This window comes from Rapidithrix thailandica (assembly GCF_039710355.1).
Taxonomy (GTDB): Bacteria; Bacteroidota; Bacteroidia; order Cytophagales; family Flammeovirgaceae; genus Rapidithrix; species Rapidithrix thailandica.
The window spans coordinates 123,885-134,798 of record NZ_JBDKWZ010000003.1 but is presented as its reverse complement, the minus strand read 5'-3'; the positions used below and the strand labels follow the sequence as shown (position 1 = coordinate 134,798).

General features: G+C 40.7%; 11 protein-coding genes. 8 read left to right on the top strand and 3 right to left on the bottom strand.

The annotated features are described in order from the left end of the window. Positions 1 to 373 precede the first annotated feature (373 nt). Complete coding sequence (locus tag AAG747_RS06265; protein ID WP_346820290.1) at positions 374 to 1,090, top strand: GNAT family N-acetyltransferase; 717 nt, start codon at positions 374 to 376, stop codon at positions 1,088 to 1,090. Positions 1,091 to 1,330: 240 nt separating this feature from the next. Beyond that, complete coding sequence (locus tag AAG747_RS06260; protein ID WP_346820289.1) at positions 1,331 to 1,834, top strand: outer membrane beta-barrel protein; 504 nt, start codon at positions 1,331 to 1,333, stop codon at positions 1,832 to 1,834. A gap of 73 nt (positions 1,835 to 1,907) precedes the next feature. Here AAG747_RS06260 and AAG747_RS06255 read toward each other — a convergent pair whose 3' ends face one another. Next, a complete protein-coding gene (locus tag AAG747_RS06255; protein WP_346820288.1) occupies positions 1,908 to 2,330 on the bottom strand; it encodes a hypothetical protein in 423 nt (140 codons plus the stop codon). A 155-nt stretch (positions 2,331 to 2,485) separates the two neighbouring features. On the opposite strand from AAG747_RS06255, the gene AAG747_RS06250 reads away from it, so the two are divergent. The 3 genes from AAG747_RS06250 (at position 2,486) to AAG747_RS06240 (ending at position 5,046) form a co-directional block, all read left to right on the top strand. Then, complete coding sequence (locus tag AAG747_RS06250) at positions 2,486 to 3,475, top strand: YhdH/YhfP family quinone oxidoreductase (protein WP_346820287.1); 990 nt, start codon at positions 2,486 to 2,488, stop codon at positions 3,473 to 3,475. A gap of 73 nt (positions 3,476 to 3,548) precedes the next feature. Beyond that, positions 3,549 to 3,794, top strand: a complete 246-nt coding sequence (locus AAG747_RS06245) for a MoaD/ThiS family protein (RefSeq protein ID WP_346820286.1) — start codon at positions 3,549 to 3,551, stop codon at positions 3,792 to 3,794. A 160-nt stretch (positions 3,795 to 3,954) separates the two neighbouring features. Further along, entirely contained in the window at positions 3,955 to 5,046 is a 1,092-nt protein-coding gene (locus AAG747_RS06240) for a WD40/YVTN/BNR-like repeat-containing protein (RefSeq protein ID WP_346820285.1), read from the top strand. 34 nt (positions 5,047 to 5,080) lie between these two features. Here the strand turns inward: AAG747_RS06240 and AAG747_RS06235 are convergent, their stop codons facing one another. Beyond that, a complete protein-coding gene (locus AAG747_RS06235; protein ID WP_346820284.1) occupies positions 5,081 to 6,544 on the bottom strand; it encodes a BamA/TamA family outer membrane protein in 1,464 nt (487 codons plus the stop codon). A gap of 469 nt (positions 6,545 to 7,013) precedes the next feature. Between AAG747_RS06235 and AAG747_RS06230 the strand changes: the two genes are divergently transcribed. Genes AAG747_RS06230 through AAG747_RS06220 form a run of 3 tightly spaced genes read left to right on the top strand, consistent with a single transcriptional unit; the run spans position 7,014 to position 9,840 of the window. Further along, on the top strand, positions 7,014 to 9,032 hold the full coding sequence (locus AAG747_RS06230; RefSeq protein ID WP_346820283.1) for a PP2C family protein-serine/threonine phosphatase: 2,019 nt from the start codon (positions 7,014 to 7,016) through the stop codon (positions 9,030 to 9,032). Between the two features lie 48 nt (positions 9,033 to 9,080). Then, on the top strand, positions 9,081 to 9,440 hold the full coding sequence (locus AAG747_RS06225; protein WP_346820282.1) for an STAS domain-containing protein: 360 nt from the start codon (positions 9,081 to 9,083) through the stop codon (positions 9,438 to 9,440). Next, a complete protein-coding gene (locus AAG747_RS06220; RefSeq protein WP_346820281.1) occupies positions 9,418 to 9,840 on the top strand; it encodes an ATP-binding protein in 423 nt (140 codons plus the stop codon). Before AAG747_RS06225 ends, AAG747_RS06220 begins: the two co-directional genes overlap by 23 nt. 36 nt (positions 9,841 to 9,876) lie before the next feature. Here AAG747_RS06220 and AAG747_RS06215 read toward each other — a convergent pair whose 3' ends face one another. Then, positions 9,877 to 10,911, bottom strand: coding sequence for a glycosyltransferase family 9 protein (locus AAG747_RS06215; protein ID WP_346820280.1), 1,035 nt, complete (start codon positions 10,909 to 10,911; stop codon positions 9,877 to 9,879). Positions 10,912 to 10,914: the final 3 nt, after the last annotated feature.

The window sequence follows — 10,914 nt, the reverse complement described above, 5'->3', positions numbered from 1 at the left end:
TAAATTGGTGAGGGGGGTGGTCATCGTTATGTGAAGAAAAAGCGCTTCTCTTGCTGTGATTTATCGATGGAGGTATAGTAAGAAAAATAAAATAAGTATAAAAAATAAACCAAGCAATGATCCTGGCACTAGACAGGAATTACTTGGTTTAATCAATTCAAAATGAGTGAGATTAGAATCAACTAGATTCTAAAATATTATCCATTATTACGTTTACCCAATGTTAGGTAAATTACATTTAAAAACAAAATTATTTTTTTATAAACTATGCCTACAAAAAGGTACTTTTATATAACATTGTGTATTGCGTGTGATAAGCCTGATTAGGCGAATTCGATAAACTGATATATACTTGCAAAAAAATACTGTGGACATGAGAGAGAGGTCTTTTTACCATCACTTGCCATGGGATTCGGACTTTTTTGGTATACAGGTAGCGCGACTTGAAGTGCCTGCCCCCGGTTTGGCAAAGGCCTTAAGCCTATTAAAAACGGAAGGTACGGACTTGGTTTACTGGTCTACTCCGGAAGCCCATACCGGAATTGAACAAGTGTTGGAGACCTATGGCGGACAGATGGTAGTGGAAAGACTGACCATGATTAACCGGAGTCTGCCGAAAACCTATGCTTCTCCAAATGTAACAATGTATCCGGAGAAAGAAGCCTGCCATACATTGTTGGCATTGGGCGAAAAATGCGGACAGTGTTCGCGCTATTACCATGATCCGTTTATCAAACGGCAACAAGTGGATGCACTGTACAGGCTTTGGGTGGTAAATTCCTTGAGAGGTCCGTTAGCAAATGGGATTTTGGTATATAAAGACCATCATCGTATTGTAGGGATGCTGTCGGTAAAGGTTGAAGGAGATATCGGGTATATGGGAATCATGGCGGTAGAGGATGAATACAGAGGGCGAGGAGTTGGCAAAGCTTTGTTACAAACCGCAATACATTGGTTTGCGGAACAAGGTATCCAACAAGCTTATATGGTGACCCAGCAAGGGAATATACCGACAAAAAGCTTGTTTGAAAAGTTTGGTTTTGAAGAACAACGTAAAGAGCTGTTTTATCATTTTTGGCTGCAGAAATAGTAAATTTATCTGACTTTTTAGCCATGAAGAGGTTTAAACGTATAGTTTTTGACCGAAGATGAAATCAAAATCGGCTCATCAAGGCACTTTTTGAAAAGAATAGCCAACACTATTGTTGAAAAAAGTAATACAGAGGAGGCGTTTTTGAAACATTTCAAAAATTAATTCACTTCCATAGTTAAATTCCCCGAAGACTAACAGAGTTTTCAAATTTATTGTTTTTATTTTTTTGTCGTAAACATGAAAAAGCTAGTAGTAACGTTTTTGGGTGTTTTGTTAATGAGCTCTTTCGCCATGGCACAAAGTCCGTTAGGCAGCCGGGGAAAACAAATCAATTTTGGAATCGGTCTTTCTGATTGGGGAGTGCCTATTTACGGAGGAATGGACTTTGGAGTTCATAAAGACATTAGCGTTGGGTTTGAGTTGAGCTATCGTTCACACAACTGGCACCATAGAGGCCATAGTCACTCGCATAGTCATTATGGAATCATCGGGCGAGGAGATTACCACTTTAATACAGCCTTTAATATTCCTCAGAATTGGGATTTGTATGCAGGATTGAACCTTGGTGTACATGGACATGGAGACGATGATCACGATGGACATGATGAATTTTCCGGAGTGGGACTTGGACTTCAGGTAGGTGGTCGTTATTACTTTTCGAGCAAGTGGGGAATTAATTTGGAATTCAGTGGAGGAAGTTCTGTGGCCCAGGCGAAATTTGGTCTGAGTGTAAAAATTTAAAAAAAAATAGTTTAGCAAAAAGAAGAGCCGGTGTAGTTTGCAACACCAGCTCTTCTTTTTATATTGTATACTCTTACCTTTCTCTGTTGTAGTGATAATCTCTGATCTCATCACCTTGATAATCGAGATCAACAGCCAGTGCAGTGTTCATTTTAACATTACGTAGAGTCGTGGGAATTTTAGCCGATACTTCCCAGTCCCCTTTTCTTATTGAGATATATACATGTTTTTTTCGGTCGTAATATACCCGGTGCTTTTTGTAATACACATAGCGTACTTCCGTACAACAATGATGACCGTGGCGATGTTTATGGTGTCCAAGCCCAGGTCCGTGATGACCATGCCCCTGCTCATAATGTTCATGCTTGTGATGTTTTTTGTGACCATGCTTATGATGGCCTCTGCCTTGGGCCTGGCTGGGTTGAGAGGTGACTAATAAAGTAAAACAAAATGTAACGCTGGCAACGATGAATGGAAAAATGTTTGGCTTTTTCATAAATGAACTTGTTCGTTGAGTTGTTTCAATACGGGAAAAAATTTCACAGGGTTTTTAAATTTTTTGTTTTCAAATTTCTCCGCCTGACTTTTCTTCCCTGTAAATTTCTCTTAACTTTCAAAACCAAATACGATATTTATAAACAACATATGAAAATGAAATTTCAAGCATTTAGAGTATTCAAACAAGATAATGGTAGTGTTGAACGGAAAATAGTTACCATGAATACGTCAGAGTTGTCAGAGGGAGAGGTGTTGGTAAAAGTGGTATTTTCGGGGTTGAATTACAAGGATGCATTGTGTGCTAAAGGGCATCCGGGAGTTGCCGGAAAATTTCCTTTGACACCGGGTATTGATGCTGCGGGAGAGGTTGTTCAAAGCACAAACCAACAATTCAAAGAAGGGGATAAAGTGCTGTTAACAGGGTATCGTTTAGGAATGGCTATGGATGGTGGTTTCGGAGAGTACATCCGTGTTCCGGCTGCCTGGATTGTTCCCTTACCCAAGGAATTGAGCCTCCGGGAAAGTATGGTATACGGGACTGCCGGTTTTACTGCGGCATTATCAGTATATCGGTTGACTAAGGCTGGACAAACACCTGAAATGGGCCCGGTGTTGGTGACCGGAGCTGCCGGAGGAGTGGGGAGCTTTGCTGTACTTTTATTAAAAAAACTGGGTTTTGAAGTCATTGCCGGTACTTCTCGTCTGGATGATGCGCATGATACAGTGGTACAATTGAATGCTGACAAACATGTAGACAAAAATGAGATAGACGATACCTCCGGAAGGCCTTTGTTAAAAGCCCGCTGGGCCGGAGCTGTGGATGTGGTAGGAGGAAATGTATTAGCGACCGCTTTAAAAGCTTGTAAACCTTGGGGCAATGTGACTGCTTGTGGCAATATTGCCTCTCATGAATTACATACGACCGTCTACCCGTTTATCCTCAACGGCGTGAGTTTGTTAGGGATTGATTCACAAAACTGTCCGATGCCTATCCGTTTGGAACTCTGGCAACATCTGGCTGAAGCATGGAAAGTGCAAACTCCTGGATTGGTGAAAGAAATACCCTTAGAAGGATTGGAAGAGGCCATCCAAAGGTTTTTATCCAAAAAAAATAGAGGCCAGGTACTCTTGAAGCATGCTTGATTTTTTCGTACCTTAAAAGTATTGTTTATCCACATGGTAGAATACGATGGCTGAGGTCCGGTTTACTTCAAGTTTGAAACGGTTTTATACTGATTTGGTACCCGTAAAGGTAGATGCGACCACCGTTGCTCAGGCATTGGCACTGATAGATACAACCTATCCCGGACTCAAAGATTATATTGTAGATGAACAGGGGCGCTTGCGTAAGCATGTCAATATCTTTATCGGTAATACCTTGATCAAGGACCGCACTACTTTACAAGATGCTCTTTCACCTTCGGATACAGTATTTATCATGCAAGCTTTGTCAGGAGGGTAAAATCAAACCACATTAGCTCGACATAGCTTTGAGAAGTGAATGAGTGGCAGGTATGAGATTGCGAGAGAATTATACATCCATTTGATCCTGTTTTAATTTTTTCAAGCACACCTTCTATGAACGAACATTCTATCTCTTATCGGATTAATACGAAGAAACGATGGCTAACAAAAACAAGCTTTTATTGGGTACAAGGAAAGGGTTGATTGTATACCGACAAAACCCTTCCGGCAATTGGCAGTTCGATCAAGTGCATTTTTTGGGAATACCGATTTCATTGGCCGTAAGTGATGAACGGAACGGTACCTGGTGGGCTATGGCAGACCATGGGCATTGGGGCTGTAAGTTACATCGATCTACGGATCGGGGAAAGACATGGGAAGAATTGGAAGCCCCCAAATATCCGGAAACGGAGGAGGTGAAAGACGGGGTTCCTGCGGCTCTGCGCTATTTATGGGCTTTTGCTCCCAGCAGCCAACAACAAGCTCAAAAATTGTATATAGGCACTGAACCCGGCGGGTTATTTGAAAGTGATAACAACGGACAATCATTTACCCTTAACAGAGGCTTGTGGGATCACCCTTCCAGAAAGGAACAATGGTTTGGAGGGGGAAGAGATTATCCGGGTATTCATTCAATCGTAGTAGACCCTCGTGATCATCGGCGTATTTATATAGGCATTAGTTGTGCCGGGGTATTTTTGTCGGAAGATGGGGGCAATACCTGGTTGCCCAAAAATAAAGGGTTGCTTGCAGAGTTTCTTCCCGATCCACAGATGGATGTCGGGCACGACCCCCATCTGTTGGTCATGTCTAAAAACCACCCGGATGTCTTGTGGCAACAAAACCACTGTGGTATTTTCCGGACGGTGGATGGAGGGGAACAGTGGACCGAGATCAGTGAAAACAATGGTGTCGCTAAGTTTGGTTTTGCTATAGAAGCCGAAGACAATGACCCAAATGTAGCTTGGGTAGTACCGGCTGTGAGTGATGAGTTACGGGTAGCTGTCGATCAGGCCTTATGTGTATGCCGTACGGATGACGGTGGAAAAACCTGGCAAGCCTATCGCAAAGGGCTTCCTCAGGAGCATTGTTTTGATATCGTATACAGGCATGCCTTGAGCAAGTCAAAAGATACGTTGGTATTTGGAACTACTACCGGGAATGCTTATTTGTCGAAAGACCGTGGGGAGACTTGGGAAACCTTAAACAATCACTTGCCTATGGTGCATTCGGTAAGTTTTGTATCCTGAATGTAATTTCTGTTAGGGAGTATTATTTTCTTGTTTAAATATCCGCACTGAAATATATAAAAGGTTTGAACCCATCAAAGGAGTTGTAGGAATATTCAAGCCTGAATATGGAATTGTAAAACGTAATGATGTCCAAACCTAGTCCGGCCCCCCATAAGGACTTATTGGTCAGTCGTGCATTTTGCTCAGTGACATTGGCGTTTTTGATATATCCGGCATCAAAATATATTTTGGGGTAGATAGAAAGAGGAATTGTATTAAACTGATCTACCGGCATCAATCGCTCCATGTTAAAACGCTTTTCAAAAGCCTTGAATCGCAGGGTGTTTTTCCAAATCCCAATGTGTTGTCCTCCCACTACATAATTGTCGAAGCCGCGAATGATGTTTTGTTTATAACCTAATGCCTTAAAGTTATCATAAGGTTGTTCGTCAGGAAAGGAGACCTTGCCTATTACGCCGGAAGCAAAAAAGAACTTTTTACTTAGGGGGAGGTAGCGCGAGTAGGTAAAGTCAATGGAAGACATATTAAGGTCATTGAATACAAACAGGCCCGTCTTATTAAAGGTGATTTCCAAATACGAACCTTTGAGAGGGTAAGCCGAAAAGTCCTTAAAATTACGCTCAAAGGTATAGCTGAGTTGGAGGTACTTTTGAGTATTGCGGCCATCCAAAAAGAAATCCGGATTCAAAATCGACACGGAATCAGCCACCCAATTATGATTGAATTGTAAGTTTAAATGATGCGTATAGTAAAATGCTTGGCGCAGATGAAAAGTGGTTCCCAAATTGAAGGCTCTGTATACTACCTGTTTTTCATCGGTATCTACAAGCGGAAATTCCTGAAAAATATTATTGCTGTCATTATAAGCAATTTGGTTACTTTCACTGTAGCCCGTTTCTATAGTAAGGCCGGTAGTTTGCCTCTTGTTGAGGAAGGGCACAATGTATTTTAAGGAGAATCTCTTGTTAAATCCGAATTGCAAACGAAGCTTCAGCGATTCGTTTCTGCCTCGGAAATTTTTCTGAGTAAAATATACCCCATAGTTTAGGCGGCTGAGGTCCGCACCCCGGTTATTGATCCATTCGTTAAAATTCCGGTCGGCAATTTCCAGTAAAGGAATCGGAAAGATGTACCAGCGTTCTTTGAGGATCAGCCGGATGTTCACCGTATCTTTGGACAGTACATCGTAAAGGATATCAGCCGTAATAAACAAATTGGTGTTAAATACCTTATTCCTTTCTACTTCTAAGTAGCTGTCAATTGTATTTTTGGGGATTTTATCTCCTGTTCGAAAGTCCAGTTCGCGTAGAATCACCTGTTCTTTGGTAATTCTATTACCGAGTATAAACAGGTTTTTCACATAGAAACTGTCAATTTTTGCTTCGGTAGCTGGAATGGCCAAGGCTTGGTCGTTTTGCGAAAGCTGCGCTTTACAGAATCCGGAAAGGTAAATACAACTGAAGAATAACAGTCCTGAGCGAAGTAGTCCCCTCAAATCCTTCGCTGGTGTGATGATTCGATATAAAAGCGTTCCCTGCAAGTAGCCTAATTTAAGAAAAGGTGATACAAAACAATCTTGATTGAGTAAAACTTGACATTTCAATTATATTACCAATAAACTGACGTATATGAATTACATTTGAAAAACCAAGGGAAAAGAGTTCTGTTGAAAGCGAAAGATTGTCACTTGGTTAACATCCAAACTTTTGAACTACCGGTTAGGTTTTGCCAAAATGAATTTTTCTATTTACACTATAGACACACGTTTTTTTCTACAAGATAGAACCAATTATAATAAATTGTAACATTACTTTTTAATTTTACCAAGACTTAAACTAGAAGAAACATTTTGCATGCATTGTGAACTACGTACATTGCCCGGCAAATGGTGGGTCAATTTTTATAAATTAAACTAAACCCTGAAGAATATCGAACCGATTCGAACCAACCCCTTTCAATCTGGTATGATCAAGCGTTATGCAACGGCTTCTGCTATTGTAAGTTGGCTGTTGTTGGTATTTCTGGGCATGGTGAAGCAATATCACAGTACTCAACCTCTGCTAGCGCCTTCTTTGCCCGATTTCTTAAATGGCTTGTTTTTAAATGCATTCTTATTGAGTGTGTATTTGTTTGCTTTCAGGAAGTTGGCAGAGATGGAAGATGACTTTTCCGTTTTACTCTGGCGCGTCTTTGTATTGGCAATGGTAAGTACGATTGTATCCGGACTTCTATCCCTTTATTTGTACTTTGCCGGCAAAGACGACCAGCCTTGGGAGTTATACCTTCGAACACTTTTTTACCATATAGAATTCGGTTTGTTAGCCGTTTTCCTCATTTACATATTTACCACTTTTAAAAAGCTGATCTTATTTGAGGCCAATACTTGGGTGCATCATTTATGGTTGGTGTTTGAAGTCGCTTTGTTTTTAATATTGGTTGGACATTTTTTTTCCGATGCCTATTACGAAAAATATTTCAGACTGCCTTTGGGTGTGTTGGCGATTGTGATCTTGATTCTGAGTGTGAATGTTCGGTGGATTCCTTATCTTCAGTTTAACCAAAAGCTACAAAGTGTTTTCCAGTTGGCCGTAGTACTGTTTTGCCTTGTATACTTTACCGCCAATACCTATTCGTTTCTTGCCCAAGGAGAATTTGCCAAATACCGCTTATTCGATAGCTATTATATCTATATTTTATTGGTGTTTTCCTTTATTTATGCGGTTGTTTCCATTCTTTTTCTTTTGTTTAATCTGCCCACTTCTTCAGAGTTTGAACGGAAATTCAGAGAGGTGGATTTATTCCAACGCCTGAGCGATTCTATTCTGGAAAGCAGAAGTGAACACGAGGTATATAGTATATTATTGGAAAGTTCTTTTGTTTTGGTGAAAGGGGATGCGGCTTGGCTGGAAGCCAATGACGGAGAAATTTTGATCTGTAAAAATATTGAAGAAAACCAGGTGAATGAATTGCGGGAGGCCTTATACAAAGAAGGGTACGACAATCAGGAAACCAAGAAAGTTACTTTTAAAAAATTTTTGAAAAGCCGCAAAAAAGGTGAGTTTCGCTCGGTATTGGCGGCCCCGATGATTACAGACCGGAAGTTAATCGGGCATTTGATCCTGTTAAAAAACCAGCAATCGGGTTTTAGCCACAAAGCCATGTCTACGATTAATACCTTTATGGCGCAGGCAAGTATTACCATTCACAATTTCAAATTACTCAACCAATTAGTCGATAATCAGCGTCTGCAAAACGAATTGCAAATTGCCAAAGGGGTGCAAAATCGCCTTTTGCCGGAAGGTACTTTGAGCAATGGGCATTTTGAAATTTTTGCAAAGTCGCAGCCGGCCACGGAAGTAGGAGGCGATTACTACGATTTTTTCAAAATCTCTGAGAAAAAATATGCCGTAATCATCGCTGATGTAGCCGGTAAAGGCATTTCCGCGGCCTTTAATATGGCCCAGATGAAAGGCATATTTCAGACCTTGGTGCGAATGAACCTGAATCCCGATCAGTTTCTGGTTTATGCCAATGCTGCTTTGAGCAATTGCCTGGAACGGACTGCATTCATCACCGCTAGCTATTATTATATTGATGCCGAATATCATAAGGTCTATTTCTCAAGAGCAGGGCATTGCCCCACTTTGTATTACAGCAAAGCAACGGATACGGTGAAGTTTTTTGAAAATAAAGGATTGGGCCTGGGGATCATTCGAAATGATTCTTATGCAAATTATGTAGAGTACGATATTTTTGAATACCGGGAAGGGGATATTATGCTCCTTTATACCGATGGATTGATTGAAAGTAAAAACAAAGTCACGGGGGAGCAGTTTGGTTTCGATCGCTTAAAGGTATTTCTGGAAGCACACCATCATTTACCCTTGGAAGAGATTTATCAGACCTTATTGGCACAAGCTTATCAGTTTTCCGGGGAGACTTATATTGACGATGATTACACTTTACTTCTGATTAAGTTTTAAATTTGCACAACTTATTCAACCCGCGACTCAATAAACTCGTAAAAAGTAATGGAAGTAAAAACCTTTGATGAAAACGGATACCATATTATAGCTGTTTATGGAGATGTAGATGCCAGCTCATCTCTTCAACTGGATAATGTACTGCAAGAAGCCGTAGACAACCAAAAACAAAAAATACTGGTGGATTGCACGCACTTAGAATATATTTCTTCCCCAGGAATTGGCGTGTTTACTTCCAGGCTGGAAGATTGTGAAAAAGGCCTTATCCGGATCGCATTATATGGGATGAATGAGAATACATTGAAAGTGTTTAAAATATTGGGCTTAGATCAGTTAGAGCTTATGCCCATTGTGGACACGAAAGAAGAGGCAAAATCACGTATCAATGATTTACAAGAAGACCGTTAGTTGTAACAAAGTCAATTTAAAAGCCCTTCGGGAATTTGTTTTGGACATTTTGCGACAGCATCGCTTATCAGATTCGGAAGCGAATCTGATAGTGGTGGCGGTGGATGAAGTCTGTTCCAACCTAATGATTCACTCTCATGCTTGTAATCCGAAGCAGGAAATTGAAGTCCATGTGATCCGGAAAAAAAACGGGTTTGAATTTGTGATTTATGATAATGGGGAAATCTTCAATATTGCGGAATATACAGTGCCCAATATGGAAGAATTGATCAAATTCAAACGTACCGGAGGCATAGGGCTTATCTTAGTGAAAAAAATTATGGATAGCATTCGGGTAGAAAAGAAAGGCGGCAGGAATATTTGCCGTTTGTTTAAGAACATTGCTTTTCAGAATGCATAGTACAATTATCGCCATCACAATTGCCTCCTCCTTTCGTCACTCTCTGTTCCCCTTATGTTTTATTTCGAATAATTCCCGAGCCTCCTGATACACGTTGACTAATTGTTGGGTTTCGATGTGGTAAGCACAGTGGAAATGTCCTTTCGGGCAACTTCTATGTCCGTGCAGGCCACAAGGACGACAATTGAGCTCTCTCTCTACTTCTACCACTCTACTGAAATCGGATAAAGGACCAAAACCAAAAGAAGGTACCGTAGAACAGTACACGGCACATACAGGCGCATTCATAGCAGAAGCCAGGTGCATAGGAGCTGAGTCATTGACATAATTAATAACGGCATTTTGCATCAGTGCTGCGGACTGCAACAGGTTCAACTGACCGGCTAGGTTGAGGATATTTTTTTCTGGTAAAGCATTGGCAATTCCTTCACATGCATTTTTGTCAGAAGGGGCGCCTAATAGATAAATCCTGACATCTTGTGCAATTTGTTGAATGAATTTAATCCACTGTTCGGCCGGATATTGTTTGGTAAACCAGACAGACGTTGGGGCTATACATATATAGGGTGCTTCCTGATAGGTACGGATGCTGGCAAAGTCGTGATCAGAAGGGTAAAGCCGGGGCTTTACAAGTTGACTGTCTGTGAGGGAATGGACCAAAGAAAGATTGCGCTCCACTTCATGCTTATCAAAGGTATGAGGTACCTTTTTATCAAAGGTAAAGGAGAGTGGATTTTTGTCAAAACCAATAGTAAAGGCCGCTTTAGAGAAAGTAGTAAATAACCCGGAAGAAAGAAAACGTTGTAAGTTAATCACTAAATCATAATGCTTAGCACGGATATTCCGGATAACTTGCAGTTGGTTTTTAACCTTCCCTTGCTTTTTATCCCAAATTAATAGCTCCCTTAACTTGGGGTGTTCTTTGAGTAGGCTTTCATTTCCTTTTCGCAATAAGAAGTCAATCTGACTTTCAGGAAAATATGTCTTCAGTTTTTCAATAATCGGAGTTGCCAGAATCACATCTCCGATAAAAGCAGTTTGGATGATTAGTATATTCTTATATTTGGCCAAAAT